20 protein-coding genes and 1 other RNA gene are annotated in these 20,116 nt (G+C 65.0%); 3 read left to right on the top strand and 18 right to left on the bottom strand.

Features of this window, described 5'->3' with window-relative positions; genetic code table 11:
* Positions 1-32 precede the first annotated feature (32 nt).
* The 4 genes from AC1D0P_RS01370 to AC1D0P_RS01355 all read right to left on the bottom strand — a co-directional run bounded on the left by AC1D0P_RS01370 (position 33) and on the right by AC1D0P_RS01355 (position 6,275).
* Entirely contained in the window at positions 33-3,197 is a 3,165-nt protein-coding gene (locus tag AC1D0P_RS01370; protein ID WP_477675031.1) for an efflux RND transporter permease subunit, read from the bottom strand.
* Positions 3,198-3,230: 33 nt separating this feature from the next.
* Positions 3,231-4,631, bottom strand: a complete 1,401-nt coding sequence (locus tag AC1D0P_RS01365) for an efflux RND transporter periplasmic adaptor subunit (RefSeq protein ID WP_477675030.1) — start codon at positions 4,629-4,631, stop codon at positions 3,231-3,233.
* Between the two features lie 268 nt (positions 4,632-4,899).
* Complete coding sequence (gene rnhA / locus AC1D0P_RS01360; protein ID WP_477651584.1) at positions 4,900-5,382, bottom strand: ribonuclease HI; 483 nt, start codon at positions 5,380-5,382, stop codon at positions 4,900-4,902.
* A 68-nt stretch (positions 5,383-5,450) separates the two neighbouring features.
* Complete coding sequence (locus AC1D0P_RS01355) at positions 5,451-6,275, bottom strand: class I SAM-dependent methyltransferase (RefSeq protein WP_477675029.1); 825 nt, start codon at positions 6,273-6,275, stop codon at positions 5,451-5,453.
* Positions 6,276-6,286: 11 nt separating this feature from the next.
* Between AC1D0P_RS01355 and gloB the strand changes: the two genes are divergently transcribed.
* Together gloB and AC1D0P_RS01345 are read left to right on the top strand one after the other, a co-directional pair.
* Entirely contained in the window at positions 6,287-7,057 is a 771-nt protein-coding gene (gloB, locus tag AC1D0P_RS01350) for a hydroxyacylglutathione hydrolase (protein ID WP_477675028.1), read from the top strand.
* A complete protein-coding gene (locus tag AC1D0P_RS01345; RefSeq protein WP_477675027.1) occupies positions 7,054-8,610 on the top strand; it encodes a transglycosylase SLT domain-containing protein in 1,557 nt (518 codons plus the stop codon). Before gloB ends, AC1D0P_RS01345 begins: the two co-directional genes overlap by 4 nt.
* Before the next feature lie 18 nt (positions 8,611-8,628).
* Here the strand turns inward: AC1D0P_RS01345 and AC1D0P_RS01340 are convergent, their stop codons facing one another.
* The 8 genes from AC1D0P_RS01340 to dnaX all read right to left on the bottom strand — a co-directional run bounded on the left by AC1D0P_RS01340 (position 8,629) and on the right by dnaX (position 15,358).
* Entirely contained in the window at positions 8,629-8,781 is a 153-nt protein-coding gene (locus tag AC1D0P_RS01340) for a DUF3096 domain-containing protein (RefSeq protein ID WP_477651576.1), read from the bottom strand.
* 165 nt (positions 8,782-8,946) lie between these two features.
* Positions 8,947-9,786: an ABC transporter permease gene (locus AC1D0P_RS01335; protein WP_477675026.1), complete on the bottom strand. Its 840-nt coding sequence runs from the start codon at positions 9,784-9,786 to the stop codon at positions 8,947-8,949.
* Between the two features lie 2 nt (positions 9,787-9,788).
* Positions 9,789-10,616, bottom strand: coding sequence for an ABC transporter ATP-binding protein (locus tag AC1D0P_RS01330; RefSeq protein WP_477675025.1), 828 nt, complete (start codon positions 10,614-10,616; stop codon positions 9,789-9,791).
* A 64-nt stretch (positions 10,617-10,680) separates the two neighbouring features.
* Positions 10,681-11,730 carry an ABC transporter substrate-binding protein gene (locus tag AC1D0P_RS01325; RefSeq protein ID WP_477675024.1) on the bottom strand — a complete coding sequence of 350 codons (1,050 nt, stop codon included), beginning with the start codon at positions 11,728-11,730 and terminating at the stop codon, positions 10,681-10,683.
* Between the two features lie 132 nt (positions 11,731-11,862).
* Entirely contained in the window at positions 11,863-12,276 is a 414-nt protein-coding gene (locus AC1D0P_RS01320; protein WP_477675023.1) for an MAPEG family protein, read from the bottom strand.
* A gap of 83 nt (positions 12,277-12,359) precedes the next feature.
* The gene (gene recR / locus AC1D0P_RS01315; protein WP_477675022.1) at positions 12,360-12,986 is read right to left on the bottom strand and encodes a recombination mediator RecR; all 627 of its coding nucleotides are present in this window, start codon (positions 12,984-12,986) and stop codon (positions 12,360-12,362) included.
* Positions 12,987-13,126: 140 nt separating this feature from the next.
* Complete coding sequence (locus AC1D0P_RS01310; protein WP_411882079.1) at positions 13,127-13,450, bottom strand: YbaB/EbfC family nucleoid-associated protein; 324 nt, start codon at positions 13,448-13,450, stop codon at positions 13,127-13,129.
* Positions 13,451-13,522: 72 nt separating this feature from the next.
* Positions 13,523-15,358, bottom strand: a complete 1,836-nt coding sequence (dnaX, locus tag AC1D0P_RS01305) for a DNA polymerase III subunit gamma/tau (RefSeq protein WP_477675021.1) — start codon at positions 15,356-15,358, stop codon at positions 13,523-13,525.
* A 212-nt stretch (positions 15,359-15,570) separates the two neighbouring features.
* Here dnaX and ffs point away from each other — a divergent pair.
* Positions 15,571-15,667, top strand: an RNA gene (gene ffs / locus AC1D0P_RS01300) — signal recognition particle sRNA small type.
* Positions 15,668-15,784: 117 nt separating this feature from the next.
* On the opposite strand, the gene AC1D0P_RS01295 is transcribed toward ffs, so the two are convergent.
* From AC1D0P_RS01295 to AC1D0P_RS01270, 6 genes are all read right to left on the bottom strand, one after another.
* Positions 15,785-16,138, bottom strand: a complete 354-nt coding sequence (locus AC1D0P_RS01295; protein WP_477675020.1) for a GNAT family N-acetyltransferase — start codon at positions 16,136-16,138, stop codon at positions 15,785-15,787.
* A 440-nt stretch (positions 16,139-16,578) separates the two neighbouring features.
* Positions 16,579-16,872 (bottom strand): hypothetical protein, encoded by a 294-nt coding sequence (locus AC1D0P_RS01290; RefSeq protein ID WP_477675019.1) that lies wholly within the window; start codon positions 16,870-16,872, stop codon positions 16,579-16,581.
* A 117-nt stretch (positions 16,873-16,989) separates the two neighbouring features.
* Positions 16,990-17,466: a low molecular weight protein-tyrosine-phosphatase gene (locus AC1D0P_RS01285; RefSeq protein WP_477675018.1), complete on the bottom strand. Its 477-nt coding sequence runs from the start codon at positions 17,464-17,466 to the stop codon at positions 16,990-16,992.
* A 16-nt stretch (positions 17,467-17,482) separates the two neighbouring features.
* Complete coding sequence (locus tag AC1D0P_RS01280) at positions 17,483-17,764, bottom strand: hypothetical protein (RefSeq protein ID WP_477675017.1); 282 nt, start codon at positions 17,762-17,764, stop codon at positions 17,483-17,485.
* Positions 17,765-17,791: 27 nt separating this feature from the next.
* Complete coding sequence (locus tag AC1D0P_RS01275) at positions 17,792-19,183, bottom strand: TIGR03862 family flavoprotein (RefSeq protein WP_477675016.1); 1,392 nt, start codon at positions 19,181-19,183, stop codon at positions 17,792-17,794.
* A gap of 229 nt (positions 19,184-19,412) precedes the next feature.
* On the bottom strand, positions 19,413-20,045 hold the full coding sequence (locus AC1D0P_RS01270) for a hypothetical protein (protein ID WP_477675015.1): 633 nt from the start codon (positions 20,043-20,045) through the stop codon (positions 19,413-19,415).
* Positions 20,046-20,116: the final 71 nt, after the last annotated feature.

Below are 20,116 nucleotides of genomic sequence, written 5' to 3'. Positions count from 1 at the left end.
GAGCCCGGTGTGGCGTGTGCGGCATCTTGGGGTCATTTCGCCACGTACTCCGGGTGCTCAAGGTGTTCATCGGGCTGCTCTTTGGCAATGGTCTTGTTCGCGCCCGGAATGGCCTTGCGGGCAAACAGGGTGTACATGGTGGGCACCACGAAGACGGCCAGCAAACTGCCCAGCGACATGCCGCCCACGATCACCCAGCCGATCTGCGTGCGGCTTTCGGCGCCTGCGCCGTGTGACATGGCCAGCGGCAGTGCCCCCAGTACCATGGCGCCGGTGGTCATCAGGATGGGGCGCAGGCGCTGGGACGAGGCCTTGACGACGGCGTCGATCATCTCCATGCCCTGCCCGCGCAGCTGGTTGGTGAACTCGACGATCAGAATGCCGTGCTTGGTGATCAGGCCGACCAGCGTGATCAGCCCGATCTGGGAATACACATTGAGCGAGCCGCCGGACCATTTCAAAGCCAGCAAGGCGCCCAGCATGGACAGCGGCACCGACAGCATGATCACCAGCGGGTCGATAAAGCTCTCAAACTGCGCGGCCAGCACCAGGAAAATAAACAGCAGCGCCAGCACAAACACGATGGCCAGCGCGCCTTGCGAGTTGCGGAATTCGCGCGAGGTGCCGTTGAGGTCGGTGCTGTAGCCGGTCTTGAGCACCTTGGCGGCGGTCTGGTCCATGAACTTGAGCGCTTCGCCCAGCGAGTAATCGCCCGAGAGGCTGGCGGTAAACGAAACCGAGCGCCGCTGGCCGAAGTGGTTGAGTTCGCGCGGCGAGACGCTTTCGCGTACCTTGACCAGCGCCGACAGCGGGATCATGGCGTCGTTACGGCCGCGCACATAAATGCGGTCGATGTCGTCGGGCGTGGTGCGGCCGCTGGCCTGGGTCTGCACGATCACGTCGTATTGTTCGCCGTCGCGTTTGTAGCGCGTCACGTTGCGCCCGCCCAGCAGGGTTTCGATGGCCTTGGCCACCACCTCGACGCTCACGCCCAGGTCGGCGGCCTTGTCACGCTCGACGTCAATGCGAAGCTCGGGCTTGTTCAGGCGCAAGTCGACGTCGACCGAGACGATGCCCGGGTTCTTGGCAATTTCCTCCTGCATCTGGCGCGTGACGGCATTGAGGTTCTGGTAGCTGTCAGAGGTCTGGATCACGAAGTTGACCGGGCGGTCGCGAAAGCCCTGGCCCAAGGACGGCGGCGTGATGGTGAAGACGTTGACGCCCGGCAAGGCGTTGAATTTGGGCTGCAGTTCGCGCGCCATGTCCATGGTCGAGCGCTTGCGTTCGTCCCAGTCCACAGTGCGGTAGACCACACTGGCCTGAGCTACCGTGGGGTTGCCGACGTTGCCGAAAATACGGTCGAACTCGGGAAACGGCTGGCCCATTTTTTCAAGGGCCTGGGCATAGCGGTTGGTGTAGTCCAGCGTGGCGCCGTCCGGTGCGGTGACGTTGGCCAGGATGACCCCGCGGTCCTCCATGGGAGAGAGCTCCCGCTTCATGCCGGGAAACACCAGCGCAATGGCCAGCGCGCTGAGCGCCATGACGCAGATGACGATCCAGCGTGCCTGGAAGGCGAAGGCCCTGAGCTTCTGGCCCCAGCCCGGGGTGTCGCCCGAAGGCTCCCAGCGCTTGGTGACCACCCACCGCAGCACCGAGCCGTACCGGTCGGAGATTGACGTCAACAGCCGCTCCATGAAGCGGTCAAAACGATTCGGCTTGGGGTTGTGCTTGAGCAACTGGGTGCACATCATGGGCGTGAGCGTGAGCGCCACAAAGCCCGACACCACCACCGCGCCGGCCAGCGCCAGCGCGAACTCCACGAACAGCCGCCCGGTGCGGCCCGGCGTGAACGCCAGCGGCGCGTACACGGCGACCAGCGTGGCCGTCATGGTGACCACCGCGAAGCCGATCTCGCGCGCGCCCTTGATGCCRGCCGAGAACGGGTCCATGCCCTCCTCGATGTGGCGGAAGATGTTCTCCAGCATCACGATGGCGTCGTCCACCACCAGGCCGATGGCCAGCACCAGCGCCAAAAGGGTCAGCGTGTTCACGGTGAAACCCGCCAGGGCCATCATCGCGAAGGTGCCGATCAGGCTCACCGGGATGGTGATGATCGGAATGATGGAAGCGCGCATGGTGCGCAGGAACACAAAAATCACCAGCGCCACCAGGATGATGGCCTCGGCGATGGTGCGGTAGACGTTCTTCACGGACCGGTCGATGAACACCGAGTTGTCGTTGGCGATGTCGATCAGCACGTCGGGCGGCAAATCGGCCTTCAGCTTGGGAATGGCCTCGCGCACGCCTTTGGACAAGTCCAGCGGATTGGCGGTGGCCTGGCGGATCACGCCGATCGCCACTGCCGAGCGGCCATTGAGCCGGACGGCCGTGCGCTCGTCGGCGGCGCCCTCTTCCACCCGGGCCACATCACGCACCTTGACCGAAAAGCCGTTGACATTCTTGACCACGATGTCGCTGAACTGGCCGGGCCTGACCAGGTCGGTCTGCGAGGTCACGCTGAATTCGCGTTGCTGCGACTCGATGCGGCCGGCCGGCAGCTCCAGGTTGCTGCGGCGGATGGCGTCCTCGACATCCTGCGTGGTGAGGCGGTAGGAGGCGAGCTTGTCGGTGTCCAGCCAGACGCGCATCGCGTACTTGCGCTCGCCGAAGATGCGCACGTCGGCCACGCCGGTGACGGTCTGCAGGCGCGGCTTGACGATGCGGTTGACCAGGTCGTTGATCTGCAGCGGCGTCATGGACTCGCTGGAAAACGCGATCTGTATCACCGGAAAGGCGTCGGCCTCGACCTTGGCGATCACCGGCTCCTCGATGGCCTGCGGCAAGCGGTTGCGGACACGCGAGGTGCGGTCGCGCACCTCGGCGGCGGCGGAGTCGGCGTCTTTTTCGAGGCGGAAACGCACGCTGATCTGGCCCTGGTCGGCGCGGCTGATCGAGGTGATGACATCCACCCCGTCAATGCCGGCGATGGAGTCTTCCAGCGGCTTGGTCACCTGGGATTCGATCACTTCCGCGGAAGCGCCCACATAGCGCACGCTCACGGTCACGACCGGCTCGTCGATCTTGGGGTATTCGCGTACCGTGAGGCGGTTGAAACTGACCGCCCCTATCAGCACGATCAGCAGCGACAGCACGGTGGCGAAGACCGGACGGCGTATGGAGACTTCAGCGAGTTGCATAGGTGTCTGTGAAAGCTTCTGGCCGGTCGGCGCTCAGGCCGGGTCGCGCGCCGGCGGGCCGGACGGGCCGCGCTCGGCGGGTGCCACGCCGCGCACCGGGACCAGCGCGCCGGGAGCCTCCGACACCACCACGCCGCAGGGATTGGGGCCGGCCAGGGGGGCTTGCTGGGCTGCGGGGGCCGTCGCGGTCGCGGCAGTCTTCACCGGCGAGGCGACCTCGGGAGCTGTGGGGGCGGCTGTTGCCGGTGAAGCGGGGGACACCGCCGATGCGGCTGAAGAAGCGCTGGCGGCTGGTTTTCCATTGCCCGCGCGGCTGGCGGCATTCGCGGCCAGGTCCACCACGCTCACCACCGTACCGTCGCGCTGCACGCGCTGCTGGCCGGTTGCGACTACGATGTCACCGGGTTCCAGGCCTTCGAGGATTTCGACCTTGCCCGGGCTGCGCAGGCCGACCTTGACTTCCACGCGCTTGGTGATGCGCGTCTGCCCGTTCGGGCCCTCCAGCAGCTTGATGACAAACTGCCGGCCGCCCTGCGGAACAATCGCTTCCTCCGGTATCACCCGGGCGTTCTCACGCACGCCGAACACCGCGTTGACGCGGGCGAACATGCCGGGGCGCAGCTGCAGCTGGCGGTTGTCGATGCAGCCGCGAATGCCGATGGAGCGGCCGTTGGCGTCGATCAAAGGATCGATGGCCTGGATCTGCGCGTTGTACTTGCGGCCAGGCAAGGCGTCGATGTCGAGCGTCGCCGTCTGTCCGCGCCTGACCTTGTTCTGGAAGCGCTCGGGCAAGCGGAAATCGACAAAAATCGCTTCAATGTCCTCGATGTTGACGATGTCCGCGCCGTCCTTGAGGTAGTCGCCGACGTTGACGAGGCGTATGCCGGCGATGCCGTCAAAAGGGGCAATGATTTTCAGGCGTGCCGCCGTGGCCTTGGCCAGCGACAGCTTGGCTTCGGCCACCTGCAGGTTGGCCGCGCTTTCATCGAGGGAGCGCTGGCTGATGAAGTTTTGCGCCACCAGCTCCTGGTTGCGCTTCTGGTTGGCCCGGGCGATCGAGAGTTCGGCCTGGCTTTGCTGCACCTGGGCCAGCGGCAGCTGGTCGTCGAACTGCACCAGCACCTGGCCCTTGCGCACACGCTGGCCGTCGGTGAAATTGAGCTGGGTGATGCGCCCGCTGACCTCGGGCCGCAAGACCACGCCGCGGCGCGAACGCAAGCTGCCCACGGCCGGGGTGTCGTCCGACAGTCTGGCGATTTCCACCCTGGCGGCTTCCACCGTGACCGGTTTTCCCGCATTCGCATTGGTCCCATTGCCGGCAGCCGAAGGCCCGGCGGCATCCGGCGCCTTGGGTTTCTGGAGCCACCAGGCGGCGCCCGACGCGACCGCAATGCCCGCGACGGCGACCACTGTGTAGATTACTTTTGATGCCATGGGGAGGAAAACTTGTTATACAAAGAGATACAAAGTTCCAATGTAGCAGGACACCCTGGCGCGCGCAGCCTTTTCCGCCCCCTGACAGGGGCAAGCGCGGTAGCTTTACAACGGCTTTACCATGCTGCCGGCTCACCTCCGCGACCCCGGACGCTACGTACGCTTATGGTGCGTGCCCCGCACGGGGATGTGCGCCGGCCAATACTTGCTTGGTGCCTGTTTTTGCGCGCGTGTTCCCACAGCGGTACTAGGCTGTCCAAAGCCGCTGTTACAAGCGGCCCAGTGCGCGTTCCACGCCCTTGTTGGCCAGCGCGTCGGCGCGCTCGTTGCCGGGATCACCGGCATGGCCCTTGACCCAGCGCCAGTCGATCTTGTGGCCGCTGCCGCTCACCAGCGCGTCCAGGCGCTGCCACAGGTCCACGTTCTTCACGGGCGCCTTGGCCGCCGTGCGCCAGCCTCTAGCCTTCCAGCCGTGTATCCACTCGGTGATGCCTTTACGCACGTACTCGCTGTCCAGGTACAGGGTCACGCTGCAGGGCCGCTTGAGCGCCGTCAGCGCCTCGATGACGGCCATCATTTCCATGCGGTTGTTGGTGGTGCCCAGTTCACCGCCGAACAGCTCCTTTTCGGTGCCGCCCTGGGACAGCAGGACACCCCAGCCGCCGGGTCCGGGATTACCCTTGCATGCGCCGTCGGTGTAGATCACGACGGGCTGGGGAGTGGCTGCTGGGCTGGTGGATAAATCGGTCATGCGTTGGGTTTGCTTTGTAAAACGAAAACGCCGGGCCCATGCCCGGCGGTGAAAAAAAAGAAATCAGCTCAGGCCGGCGGCCGCAAGCGGACGGCCGGCTCCTTGTTGGCCACCGCGGCCGGTGCCGCCGCCGGGGCCTTGCGCGTCTTCCAGGCGGGCTCCAGCAGCCGGACGCCCCGCACGCGTTTRACCGCCGCGAGAAAGTACACCGCGCCGAAAATCGGCCACCAGCGCTCGCCCGCCGCGTCCATCCACTCGAAGCGGTCCAGCCAGGCCTGGCTGGTCAGCGCCGGTCGGTAGCAGCCGAAGCGCCCCGACTCTACCTCAAAGTCCAGCAGCCTCAGCCAGTCGCGCAGCCGCCAGTAACCGATGAAGTCGCCCGTGCTGGGCAAAAACAGCTTGTCGTAACCCCAGCGCTGGTACAGGTGGCCGCGGCGCTGGCGCAGGCCCCAGAGGCTGGTGGGGTTCAGCCCGCTGATGACCACGCGGCCCTCGGGCACCAGCACGCGGCTGACTTCGCGCAGCGTGGCGTGCGGGTCGCGGCTGAGTTCCAGCGTGTGCGGCAGCACCACCAGGTCCAGGCTGCTTTCCGGGAACGGCAAGGCGCCCGAGTCGGTCAGCAGGGCCGCGCGCCGGGAACTTGCCGCGGGGGCCGTGGTCGCATCAGGGGCCGGTGAAGGCGCGGCGGCATGAGGAAGGGACTCGAGCGCGAGCCATTTGTGCGGCATGCGGTTTGCTTGCAGGGCATCGAGTTCCGGCAGGCCCAGCTGCAGGGCGTGGTAACCAAACACGTCGCTCACGGCTTCGTCGAAATGCGTGCGCTCCCAGCCCAGCAGATAAGCGCCGGGCGGCGTCTTCAGCCAGTCGGTCAAACCTATAATTTCAGAGCTCATCGAGACACCGCATGTATTTGATTCCCATCCCCGCTTTTGACGACAACTACCTCTGGTTGTTGCATGACGGCAAACGCGCCCTGGTTGTGGACCCGGGAGATGCCGGGCCGGTGCTGCGCGCCCTGGACGAGCACGCATTGCAACTGGAGTCGATTCTAGTCACGCACCACCATGCGGACCACACAGGCGGCGTGGATGCCCTTCGTGAAGCCACGGGCGCCCAGGTCTGGGGCCCGGCCACCGAGCGCATTCCGCAGCCTTACACACACCTCACGGGCGGCGGCACAGCCCACGCGCTCGGCCTCGATTTCCAGGTGATTGACGTGCCCGGCCACACGGCGGGCCACATCGCTTATTACACGCCGGACGTGGATGGCAAACCCCTGCTGTTCTGCGGCGATACGCTGTTCTCGGGCGGCTGCGGGCGCCTGTTTGAAGGCACGCCGGCGCAGATGCTGGCCTCGCTCGACAAGCTCGCCGCCCTGCCCGGCAACACCGTGGTCTGCTGCACCCATGAATACACGCTCAGCAACCTGCGTTTTGCGATGGCCGTGGAACCCGGCAATGCCGAGCTCGCGGCCTACCAGGCCCGATGCGTGCGCCTGCGCGAGCAGGGTGTGCCGACCCTGCCGAGTTCGATAGCGCAGGAATTGCGGATTAATCCCTTCTTGCGAACGCGGCAAGCCACTATCATGGCGGCTGCCCGGCACTTTGATGCGTCGGCCCGTGACGAGACCACCGTATTTGCCGCCATCCGGCAGTGGAAAAACCAATTCAAATGACGCCACACTCCCGCACCACTGCCGCTTCAGCCGCTTCAGCCTCTTCCCCCTTCTCTTTTTTCCGCCTTGTTTCGCTGGCCTTCGTCCTCGTCACGGCACTGCTGGCGGGTTGCGCCACCCAGGCGCCCGGCCTGCCCAGCGACCCGGTGCTGACCACCGGCGGCCCTGCCACCAAACCACTGCTGCCCAACGGGCCGCTGCAGGCCATCACGCCGGGCCAGGCAGGCTCGCACCAGAACGTCGCCTCCACCGAGCCGCCCAAGGAGCTCTGGGACCGCATACGCCGCGGCTTTGCCATGCCCGACCTGCAAAACGAACTCGTCACCGACCGTGAGCAGTGGTATGCCAGCCGGCCCGACTACATCCAGCGCATGACCGAGCGCTCCAGCAAATACCTGTTCCACATTGTTGAAGAGCTGGAGCGCCGCCAGATGCCCACCGAGCTGGCCCTGCTGCCCTTCATCGAGAGCGCCTTCAACCCRCAGGCCGTCTCCAGTGCCAAGGCCGCCGGCATGTGGCAGTTCATGCCGGCCACCGGCAAGTATTTCGACCTGAAGCAAAACGCCTTCCGCGACGACCGCCGCGACGTGCTGGCCTCCACCCGCGCCGCACTGGACTACCTGCAAAAGCTTTACGGCATGTTCGGCGACTGGCACCTGGCGCTGGCCGCCTACWACTGGGGCGAAGGCAGCGTGGGCCGCGCCATCGCCAAGAACCAGCGCGCCGGCCTGGGCACCACCTATGCCGACCTGAACATGCCCGCGGAAACCCGGCTCTACGTGCCCAAGCTGCAGGCCGTCAAAAACATCGTCGCCAATCCGCAGGCTTTCCGCACCGAGCTGCCGCTGATCGAAAACCATCCCTACTTCCAGCAGGTGCTGATCACGCGCGACATCGACGTGGCCCTGGCCGCGCGCCTGGCCGACGTCAAGATCGAGGACTTCAAGGCGCTGAACCCTTCGGCGCACCGCCCCGTCATCATCGCCGCCGGCACGCCGCAGATTCTGCTGCCCTGGGACAACGCCACGGTGTTCCAGCGCAACTTCGAGGCCTACACCCAGGGCCAGTACGCCAGCTGGACCGCCTGGACCGCGCCCAGCACCATGAACCCGGCCGAGGCGGCGCGCCGCACCGGCATGAGCGAAGCCGACCTGCGCGGCGTCAACAACATCCCGCCGCGCATGCTGATCAAGGCTGGCTCCACCCTGCTGGTGCCGCGTTCGGCCAAGGTTGAAAACGACGTCACCTCCCACATCGCCGACACCGCCCAGGTGTCCTTCGCGCCCGAAATCGTCACGCGGCGCACCACCGTCAAGGCCCGCAAGGGCGAATCGGTGGCCACCATCGCCAAGCGCTACGGCCTGAGCGCCGCCAGCGTGGCCGAATGGAACAACGTCAGCGCCTCCAGCGCTTTCAAGGTGGGCCACCAGGTGGTGGTGTTCCTGCCGGTCAAAAGCCATGCCGCTTCGGCCGCCCGCGGCAAAGGCAAAAGCAGCGTGAAGGCCGTCAAGCGCGGTTCGGCCAAGCCCGTCGTGAAATCCAAAAAACGCTGAAGCCCGCGGCCCCCGCCGCTAAAGCTTGAGGGTGCCGACGCCGAACAGGCCTATCAGGCCGATGACGATCAGGTAGATCGCCACGATGTAGTTGAGCAGGCGCGGAATGATCAGGATCAGGACGCCCGCGATCAGGGAAACAAGCGGGCCTATGCTGAGAGAAAGGTTCATGGCGTTTTCCTTGGAGTTTTGGATGCCGGCTTGCCCACCTTCCCTTGCGCGGCGGCAAGGAGGCCCGGAATGGCGCAAGTCCGGCCTTGACTGTAAGCAGGCAAGCAGCCAGAGACTGTAGGACGACAGGAACTTGCGCTACAGGGAAAGGGGATGCGGAAAGCGTCAGAGCTTTTCCGTCTCGCCGCTGCGCGGCTGCCACTTCATGAGGCGTTTCTCGAGCCGCCCCACAATGCCGTCCAGCACCAGCGCGAAGGCCGTCAGCACCACGATGCCGGCGAACACGGTGTTGACGTCGAAGGTGCCTTCGGCCTGCAGGATCAGATAGCCCACCCCGCGCGCCGAGCCCAGATATTCACCCACCACCGCGCCCACAAACGCCAGGCCCACCGAGGTGTGCAGGCTGGAGAACACCCAGCTCGTGGCGCTCGGCAAATACACGGTGCGCAGCAGCTGCCGCTGGTTGGCGCCCAGCATGCGGGCATTGGCCAGCACCACCGGGCTGACTTCCTTGACGCCCTGGTAGACGTTGAAGAACACGATGAAAAACACCAGCGTGACGGCCAGCGCCACCTTGCTCCAGATGCCCAGGCCCAGCCACAGCGAGAAGATCGGCGCGAGGATCACACGCGGCATGGAGTTGGCGGCCTTGATGTAGGGATCCAGGATGGCGCTGGCCGTGGGCGCGAGCGCCAGCCACAGGCCGCAGGCCAGGCCCAGCACCGTGCCTATGCCGAACGCCAGCACGGTCTCCAGCAAGGTCGTGCCCAGGTGCAAATAGATGTCGGCATTGCCGGGCAACCCGTCGGGAAACAATGCGCTGGGCCCGAAGCCGAAGGGCATGAACCAGCTCCAGACCCGGCCCGCCACCTTGATCGGCTCACCCAGGAAAAACGCGATCTTCTGGTCACGCGAAGCCGCGTGCCAGGCCAGCAGGATGACGACCAGCAAACCCAACTGCCAGGCGCGCAGGTTTTTTTCGGAAGGCTTGAGATGGTGCAACATGCTCAGGCGGCTTTCTTGAGCTGTTGGGCGTAACCCTTGAGCACCTCATCGCGCAGCACGTTCCAGATCTGCGTATGCAGCTCGACAAAACGCGGCTGGTGGCGCACCTCGGCCACGTCGCGCGGGCGCGGCAGGTCGATCGCGAATTCGCCCATGGGGTGCGTGCCCGGGCCGGCCGACAGCACGACCACGCGGTCGCTCATGGCGATGGCCTCGTCGAGGTCGTGGGTGATGAAGAGCACGGCCTTCTTTTTGGCGGCCCAGAGTTCCAGCACCTCGTTTTCCATGAGCTGACGGGTCTGGATGTCCAGCGCGCTGAAGGGTTCGTCCATCAGGATGATGTCCGGGTCCAGGGCCAGCACCTGGGCCAGCGCGGTGCGCTTGCGCATGCCGCCCGAAAGCTGGTGCGGGTAGCGGTCGCCGAAGCCGCCCAGGCCCACGCGCTCCAGCCAGGCCTGCGCCTGGCGGCGCGCCTCGGCGTCGGGAATGCCGCGGTACTGCAGGCCCATCATGACGTTGGCCAGCGCGCTGCGCCAGGGCATCAGCGCCTCGGTCTGGAACATGTAGCCGGCGCGCGTGTTGATGCCGGCCAGCGGCTGGCCGAATACCTTGACCTCACCCGACGAGGCCTCGAGCAGGCCGGCGCCTATGTTGAGCAGTGTCGATTTGCCRCAACCCGTCGGCCCGACGACCGACACGAATTCACCAGCCCGTATGCGCAAGGTGGTGTCGCTGACCGCCGTGTAGCGCTGGCCCGCATCGTCGCGCGAACGAAAGGTGCAGCTGATGTCGATCAGCTCCAGGGCGTAGGCGTTGTCGGGTTCCGGCATGGCGGGAGCTTACAGCAAGCTGCCTGCGCGAGGCAGGCAGCTTGGGGTGGTCGTGCGGGCGCGTTCAGGCTTTGAATCGGTCCTTGGCCTTGCGCGAGAACTCGTTGGTATAGGTCTTGGCGATGTCTATCTTGTCGGCCTTGATGCTGGGGTCAAAGCTGGCCAATGCCTTGAGCGCCGTGCGCGCGCCGTCGTCGGGAATGATGCCATCGAGTGAAATCGACTCGCGCACCTTGTTGAAGGACGCAAGATAGAGCGCGCGGTCGCCCAGCAGATAGCTCTCGGGCACGGTCTTGATGATGTCGCCCGGGCCGGCGGTCTGCAGCCACTTGAGGCCGTGCACGATGGCATTGGCCAGTGCCTGGCAGGTGTTGGGATTCTTTTGAACAAACTCCAGGGGCGCATACAGGCAGCCCGCCGGCATGGAGCCGCCGAACACCTCCACCGTGCCCTTGAGCGTGCGCGTGTCGCTGATGATCTTGACCTCGCCCTTTTGCTCGAGCATGGTCATCACCGGGTCGGTGTTGCTCATCGCGTCGATCTGGCCCGAGCGCAGCGCGGTCAACGCGCCGGCCGCCGTGCCCACGCCGATAAAACTCACGTCGCCGGGCTTGAGGCCCGCGCGCGACAACACCAGGTTGGCCATCATGTTGGTCGACGAGCCCGGCGCCGACACGCCGATCTTCTTGCCCTTCAGGTCGGCCAGGGTCTTGTAGTTGGGCATGTTCTTCGTCGAGATGCCGAAGGCGATCTGCGGCGCCCTGCCCTGCAGCACAAAGGCCTGGAACATCTGGTTCTTGGCTTGCAGGTTGATGGTGTGCTCAAACGCGCCCGAGCACACGTCGGCCGAGCCGCCCACCACGGCCTGCAGCGCGCGCGCGCCGCCGGCAAAATCGCTGATCTCGATGTCGAGGCCTTCGGCCTTGAAGTAGCCCAGCTGCTCGGAGATCGTGAGCGGCAGGTAATAAAACGCAGCCTTGCCGCCGACCGCAATCGCGATCTTGCTCTTCTCGGGTTTGGGCTGGGCGCGCAGCGATGGGAATGCCAGCGTCGCCACAGCCAGCGCAGTGCCGCCGGCAAAGCCGCGGCGGGAAATCAGGGGATGGCGGTTCATTCAAAGCCTCTCTTCTTGTGGATGGCACAAGCTTATCGAGACGTAAAAAAACCCGCATCGGGGTCATCCCGTGCGGGTTTTTACCAAAAATCATGCGCTGCGGTTACTAAAGGTTACCGCCCGCGCCACTCGTCAGCGATAGCCGGAAAAAAGAATGCAGATGTTGATGAACAGCGCGACCGCCCAGATGGTCGAACGCGCTTTGGCCAGGTCGGCCACGTACATCATGATGTAGGCGATGCGCAGGAACACAAACAGCAGGGCCAGGATGTCCAGCCGCGTCTGCCCGGCTTGCAGCAGGTGCGCGATGATCACCGCCGCAAAGAAGAACGGCAGGGCTTCAAAGGTGTTGTGCTGGGCCGCATTGGCGCGGCCGCGCCAGTCGGTTTGCCGCGCCAGCCAGCCGCGCGGGTTGTGGTTGTCAAAGCCGCCGTCGCGCCGGGGCGTGCCCATCATGCCGTATTTGGCCAGCGCCGCGCAGGCGATCGGCAACAGGGCCGCGATCAGGACACACCAATAGGCAATGGTGAAGCGTGCGAATGTCATGGGTGGGTTCCTTTCGTTTGTTGTTGTGTCGTTGCGGCCGCTGCGATCATGGCCCGGCCGCAATCAAAAAATAGCGCCGCCCCTCAGCGGCGGTCCACCAGCGCATGGGCAATCGTGCCCAGGTCCACATATTCAAGTTCGCTGCCCACAGGCACGCCGCGCGCCAGGCGCGTCACCTGCACGCCGCGGCTCTTGAGCGCCTGGGCGATCACATGCGCCGTGGCCTCGCCTTCGGCGGTGAAGTTGGTCGCGAGGATCACTTCCTGCACCTCGCGCGAGGCTGGCGGCAAGGCCTCGCCGCGCTCGTCCTTGGGCACCACACGGTCGAACAGCTTTTGCAGTCCGATGTCGTTGGGGCCTATGCCGTCCAGCGGGCTGAGCTTGCCCATCAGCACGAAGTACAGGCCCTTGTAGGCCAGCGTGCGCTCCAGCGCCGCCTGGTCGGCCGGCGTCTCGACCACGCACAGCTTGCTGCGGTCGCGCTGCAGGTTCGCGCAGGTGGTGCAGAGCTCCTGCTCGGTCAGGGTGTTGCACAGGCTGCAGTGCCGCACGCTGCTGACCGCATGCTCAAGCGCGCGCGCGATCTGCAAGGCGCCGGGTTTGTCATGCTGCAGCAAATGAAAGGCCATGCGCGCCGCCGACTTGGCGCCCACGCCCGGCAGCTTGCGCAGCGCCTGGGTCAGGCCTTCTAAAGCATTGGAATCAGCCATGGTGGAAGTTAATGCGGCGCAAGCGTGTGCCTGCCGAGATCAGCCGGGGCCGCGGAACCGGCTTTGCCGGGCCGCAGGCGCAGCGCCCCCTCGGGGGGCAGAGAGCTACGCGCAGCGAGCGAACGTGAGGGCCCACAGTTTTAGAAGGGGAGCTTCATGCCGGGTGGGAGGCCTGCGGTGAGCTTGCCCATCTTTTCCTGGCTGACTTCCTCGGCCTTGCGCACGGCGGCGTTAAAGGCCGCGGCCACCAGGTCTTCGAGCATGTCCTTGTCGTCGGCCAGCAGGCTGGGGTCGATCTCGATGCGCTTGACGTCGTGCTTGCAGGTCATGGTGACCTTCACCAGGCCGGCGCCGGCCTCGGCCGTCACTTCGACAAAAGCCAGTTCGTCCTGGGCTTTCTTGAGGTTGTCCTGCATGGCCTGGGCCTGCTTCATGAGGCCGGCGAGTTGTCCTTTGTTAAACATGGCGTGTTCCTTTTGAATCGTGAAATCGGGGAGTGTTGGGGTGTTAAAACCGTGTCCGGAAACTGTCTTTGATCATATCGATTTGGCGGCCAGCGGCCGTATGCTGCCGGGGACAATTTTCGCCCCCCAGTCGCGCATCATGTCTTGTACGAGTGGGTCGTTTTGTATCAGTTCCTCGGCCGCGCGCTGGCGCTCGGCCGCGGCGGCGCCGTTGCGGCGCGCCGGGGTGTCGGTGACCGGGCCGACCTCCACCACCAGCTTGAGGGCCGGGTCGCCCACATGGGTTTGCAAAGCGGTCTGCAGCTTTTCGCGCGCGGCCGCCTGGTTCAGCGACTCGCGCTCAACCCGCAGCGTCCACAGCGCGCCGTCCTGGCTGCGCAGCTCCGACTGCAGGCCCAGCTCGCGCGTCAGCGCCGCCACGGCCTCGGCCGCGACCAGCTGGTTGACCGTCTGGCCCCAGGCTTCGCCCAGGGGCACGGGCACCAGCGGCGGGGGTGTGGTGGACGGCGTGCTGGCCGGCGGGCGCTGTTGCAGGGGCGCTGCCTGCACAGGCGGCGGCTCCGGCATGGCCGGGGCGCTGGTGGTGACATGGGGGGCGGCCTGCGCGCGCTCGGCCTGGGCAACCGGCAGCTGGGCTGCCGGCGGCGCCACAGGCGGCCTTCTTTCAAATGCAGGAGCCGGGGCCGGCGCTGCCGTCGCAGGTGCGGCGACCGGCGCGAGCGCAGCAGCCCGCGCAACCTCAGGCTGGGGCTTTTTTCCGGGCTCGGCGGCACCCCCTGCGTGGGTGCTGGCCGAAGAAGCCGAGGGCTTGAAGGCCAGCAGGCGCAGCAGCACCATGGTCAGGCCAGCGTATTCATCAGGCGCCAGGCCTAGCTCGCCACGGCCGTGCAGGCACAGGCTGTACAGCAGCTGGGTCTCGTCGGCCGGCAGCGCGCGCGCCAGCCGCGCCGTCTCGGCGATGTCCGGGTCGGCATCGTCCCCGCCCTCGCCCATCTCCGGCACCGCCTGCAGCACCGCCATGCGCTGCAGCACCGTGGTCATTTCTTCGAGCGTGGAGGCCGCGCTCAGGCCGTTGAGCCGCAAGGCCTCCGAGGTTTCCACCACGGTCTTGCCGTCGCCGCGCGCCAGCGCATCGAGCAGGCGGTACACATAGCTGCGGTCCACGCTGCCCAGCATGGTGCGCACGCTGGTTTCATCGAGCGAGCCCGAGCCAAAAGCGATCGCCTGGTCGGTCAAAGACAGCGCATCGCGCATGGAGCCGCGCGCCGCGCGCGCCAAGAGGCGCAGCGCCTGCGGCTCGGCCGGAACATTCTCGACGCCTAGCACCTGCGTCAAATGCTCCAGCACCGTCTCGGGCGCCATGGGCCGCAGGTTGAACTGCAGGCAGCGCGACAGCACCGTGGCCGGCACCTTTTGCGGGTCCGTCGTGGCCAGCACGAACTTCAGGTATTCGGGGGGCTCTTCCAGCGTCTTGAGCATGGCGTTGAAAGCCGTGTTCGTGAGCATGTGAACTTCGTCGATCATGAAGACCTTGAAGCGGCCCACGACGGGTTTGTAAACGGCTTGCTCCAGCAACTGGGCAATTTCATCGACACCACGGTTGGACGCGGCATCCAGTTCCGTGTAATCCACAAAACGCCCGCTGTCGATGTCGGTACAGGCCTGGCACACGCCGCAAGGCGTGGCCGTGATACCGCCCTGTCCGTCCGGGCCCAGGCAGTTCAGCGACTTGGCCAGGATCCGCGAAATCGTCGTCTTGCCCACACCCCGCGTGCCGGTGAACAGGTAAGCATGGTGCAAACGCTTGGTAGCCAGCGCATTGCCCAGGGCCTGCACCACATGCGACTGCCCCACCATTTCCGAGAAATTTTTGGGGCGGTATTTGCGGGCTAGGACGAGATAGGACATCCAGGCATTCTAATTTGCTGGAGATGGCCCCCACGCTTTTCACTTCGCCTTCGGCTCCGTGTAATGCGCTGCCCCCCGAGGGGGCGCTGCGCCTGCGGCCCGGCAAAGCCGGTTCCGCGGCCCCGCTGGCGCAAATCGCCCCGCGGAGTGCGCTTTCTTTAAATGATGCTCACGAAGCAAGGGTCATTCCCAAGTCCCTTACAATCGGAGGTGACGGGCCTTCCCGCATGGTAAAGCGGCCAACCGGGTCAGGTGGGGAACCAAGCAGCCCTAACTGTGGAGCCAGTGCCGGGGTCAAGGCTCGTCACCTTATTCATTTCAAATCCGCAGCTCTTGCGGGCTTCCGATCCATAGCGGCGCTCCTTCGGAGCTCCCGTTGATACATCCGAATCGTGACCTCGCAGGCTCCTCGATATTGGCGTCTATCTACCGCTCGCGCCGTTGCCAGAAACCGTTGGGCAAAGGCGCCATGCCAATGCTTTCATAAAATCCAACCGACTCCGGAACAGAACTCAGGATAAGGCTGACATTCGGCCCGATATGCTTGCGTGTTGCCTGAATCAACCCGGCACCTACACCCTTACCCTGCGCCTGGCGGCTTACAGCCAAATCAGAGAGGTAACAACAAAACGCAAAGTCGGTGACCGACCTGGCAATGCCCACCAAAACGCCGTCTGTTCTGGCCGTCACCACCAGGTTGGCGTTCCTGAGCATCGCCTGAAGTCGCTCGGGCTCATCCACGGGCCTGCGCACTCCCAGACCCGATTCTGTCAGCAGCAAGCGAAACTCTTCAACGGAAACCGTTGCTTCAATGGCGTATGTCGGAAGGCTTGATATCACTACGTTGTTCCTCGAGTAAAGCAGTGGAATTTTATGTTGGAGATAAGTGATTCAAATTATCCGAACATACTTCAACATGCGAGCATCTCCAGCGGGTGGCAGCGACAACGCACATGCACGCCAGCGAAGCAAAATATCTGTCTGTGCGCGCCCTGAGGTTCACTCAAGTACCGTATCGACCTCCCCCTAATCTTTCCAGCTAGCACATTGCCCATTCGACTTGCGATATCCCGGCCCCCCTCTGGACCCGCAACCACGGCTTCTGCTGACACCGCCGCTATGGCCCCCAGAACTGCTACGCTTCCCGCCGCTTCTGCCCCGCGCCGCCGCATCGTTACCCACCAACGCGGCCACGATCCACGCGGCAAACAATCGCCGCTTCATTTCTTTGTCCCTTCTTTGCCGGTATAGGGATTGGTGTTTCCCTTGTGCGTGTAGTTGTCGCGCCTGGTCGAGTTGGGATTGGTTGCGTGGCTTGGGGCGACATGGGTGCCGTCCTTTTTGGTGTAGCCGTGTACCGAGTGGTTCTGGCTGTTCACATGCCCGGAGGAGCTGTGGTGAGATGTGCCGCTGGAGTGGCTTCCCGAGCTGCGGTGCCCACCTCCGCCGCCACCTCTTGCGTAAGTCCCCATCGAAATGGTGCAGAGCACCAAAAGAATCAATATTGTTTTCATGTGCATCCCCGTGGCCCGGAACGGGCGCCTTGAGTCTGCGCTTTAGATCCAAAAACGGCATCATCTACATAGAGTAGATGGCGGGGAAAGGGAGGCTTGGAAGAGGACCTTATGCGACTACAGCCTCGACTCAACATGGCGCATCAACCCCTCGCAAGCATCCTCCACCAGGTCCAGCACATGCTCAAAGCCATCCTTGCCGCCATAGTAGGGATCAGGCACCATCGGGCTGTCATGCTTTAAACAAAACTCCGTGAGCCTGCGCACTTTGTGAAGATGCTCAGCCGGACATTCCTCCTGCACCAAAGCCAGGTTGTCCCAGTCCATCGCAAGGATCAAATCGTGGCGCTCGAAGTCCGCGTCCGAAATCTGCCGGGCCCTCAGGCCTGAGAGGTCATAGCCCCGTTTGGAGGCATGCGCCTGTGAGCGCTCGTCGGGCGGGTTGCCGGGATGGTAGTTGTGGGTGCCGGCTGAATCGACCTGCACCTGGCCGCCGAGGCCGCGGTCCAAAACTTTCTGCTGAAACACGCCATGCGCCGTGGGGCTGCGGCAGATATTGCCCATGCAGACAAAGAGGATGGAGTACGGCTTCACCAGATGAACGGCGCAGCTATTGGGCCGCCTCTTCAATCGCCTCGGTCGTCTGCAGCGCATGCTGCGCGATCTGCGCCGAGGCCAGTGCCAGCGAGGCGAGCGCGTACGTGCCGCTGATGATGCCTTTGTAGGCCACTTCAGCCGCAATGGCATCCTGGCCCAGTCCTTCGGTGGCAGCGATGATGCAGGCCTCGACGCTGTCCAGGCCGGCATCACCAAAGAGCTCTTCGCCTTCGTAGCTCACGCGGTATTCGAACTCTTCCTGCATCATGGGTTCGATGTTGAAACGGACAATCATGGCTTTCCCCTTCTCCGGAATATTGGATTACAGGCCAAAGTGCGCGATGACGCCCTGCCCCGCGGCGCGGCCGCTGGCGAAGCAGGCGGTCAGCAGGTAGCCGCCCGTAGGCGCTTCCCAGTCCAGCATCTCGCCGGCGCAGAACACGGGCTGGCCCGGGCCCTGGAGCTTTTGCAATTGCAATGTCGCATCCATGGCTTCGAACATCACGCCGCCCGCCGTGCTGATGGCTTCGTCTAGGGGGCGAACAGCCGTAACGCGCACCGGCAAGGCCTTGATGCCGGCGGCCAGGCGCGCCGGGTCGGCGATCGCGTCCTTGCCCAGCAGTTCATACAGCATGGCGGCCTTGATGCCGTCCAGGTTCAAACGGCTCTTGAGGTGGCTGGACAGCGAACGTGAGCCGCGCGGGTGGCGCACTTCGACCAGCACCTGTTCGGCGGATTTGTCGGGCAGCAGATCCAGCATGAAGGTGGCGCTGCCGTGGGCGGCGATCTCGTCGCGCAGCAAATGGGACGCGGCATAGACCAGGCTGCCTTCGACGCCGGTGGTGGTGGCGATGAACTCGCCTTTGCGGCTGAAGCTGCGGCCGCGCGAGTCGGTGAAATGGATGGCGACGGACTTGAAGGGCTGGCCGGCGAAGCGGCTGGCGAAGTGTTCGGTCCAGCCGGTGTGCGGCTGCGGGCTTTTGCCTATGAGCTCCTGCAAAAATTCGCGGCGGGTTTCGCCGGCGTCGGCGATCGCCTCTTGCAATTGCGCGGGGCTGTCGGGGCGTGCCGCGACATCAAAGCCGCAGTTCGCAGGCAGCAGCGGCGCAACCGCCACGCCGCGCGCGGCCAGCAGCGGCACCCAGGCGCCGTCGGAGCCCAGCCGCGCCCAGCTGCCACCACCCAGGGCCAGCACCACGGCATCGGCCTGCGCCAGCACTTCGCCGGTGGGCGTTGAAAACTTCAGCGCGCCGTCGTCGGCCCAGCCCAGCCAGCGGTGCCGCATGGAAAACTTCACGCCGGCACTGCGCAGGCGCTGCAGCCAGGCACGCAGCAGCGGCGCGGCCTTCATGTCCTTGGGAAACACGCGGCCGGAGCTGCCGATAAAGGTTTCCACGCCCAGGGCCTCGGCCCAGGCGCGCAGTTCGGCCGCGCCGAAGGCGGCCAGCAGGGGCTGCAGTTGCGCGGCGCGCTCGCCGTAGCGGCTGAGGAATATCTGCGGCGGCTCGGAATGCGTGAGGTTGAGCCCGCCTATGCCGGCCAGCAAAAACTTGCGGCCCACCGAGGGCATGGCGTCGTACACCTGCACGGACACGGCAGCCCCCGCGCCGGCCAGCGCTTCGGCGGCCATCAGGCCGGCGGGGCCGCCGCCGATGACGGCCACGCGCAGTACGGCGGCGGATGTTGATTCAAGAGGAGATGCGCCAGGTGTCAAGGGGATTCCGCGTGCAGCGGTCACAGGTTAAGCAGAGAAGAAAAAGCCGAAACGTTCGCGGTGGCGAAGGGCAAAGCGTCAAGGGCAGACGCGCTTCGGCGAACAGGATGAGCCGATTATTACAGGGGTGCGGCGAAGGCTTGCCAGGGGGCGGCATGGCGCCCACAAATTTCGCGCAGCCGAGCGGCCCCAAAAACGCCTGGCAAGCGCTTCCTGAAGCCCTCTTTAGTTACATAGGCGGCGCAAAACCGTTGCGCCCGACGATCACGCGCAGCGCAGTCGGCTTGCCGGCTTGCTCCTGCGCGGTGATCATGACTTTGGCGCCGGGCACCAGCAACACGTTCTCATCGGCCTTGCCAGGCTTGAAGGAGACCACGGGCGCGTTGGGCGGAACGATGACGGTTTTTTCACCGTCCTTGTAGCGCAGCGTGAGTTTTTGCCCGCCGGGTACCGTGGAGGGCGCGGCAGCGAGGTCGGCCACGGTGGCATTGGTCATGGTGCTTTCGGGCCGCAAGTCCCAGGGCCGGTGGCCTTCGCCGGTGCCACGCGCGGCCTCGGGAAACACCACCACTTCAAGCGCCAGCTGGCTGCCGTCGGCCTGCGGCATGGCGGCCGTGCCTATGTAGCTGCCGGGCTTGATGTCGGCCAGCGCCAGCGGGTAGACCTCGGAGACGTCCATCGTGGCGGGCCTCACCAGGGTGATGACTTCGCCGCTGCGTTCCCTGACGGTGAGGCTGGTGGCGTCGACTTTTTCAATCGTGGCGCGCAGGCGCAGTGTGGGGTTGGCGGGCGCCTGCGCCATCGCGAGGGGAATGGCGGCCAGCAAGGCCAGTGAAACCGTCAGATGCTTGAACTTGAACATGGGTGCCTTTCAATCGGCGGGGGTGCCGGGCAAGCCGGTGAGATCACTCCACCACGACCACAGTTCCCTGC

This window comes from Polaromonas sp. P1_G2, from assembly GCF_056405515.1.
Note: the sequence above shows the minus strand (reverse complement) of the source record. Positions and strands in the feature narration are given on the sequence as shown.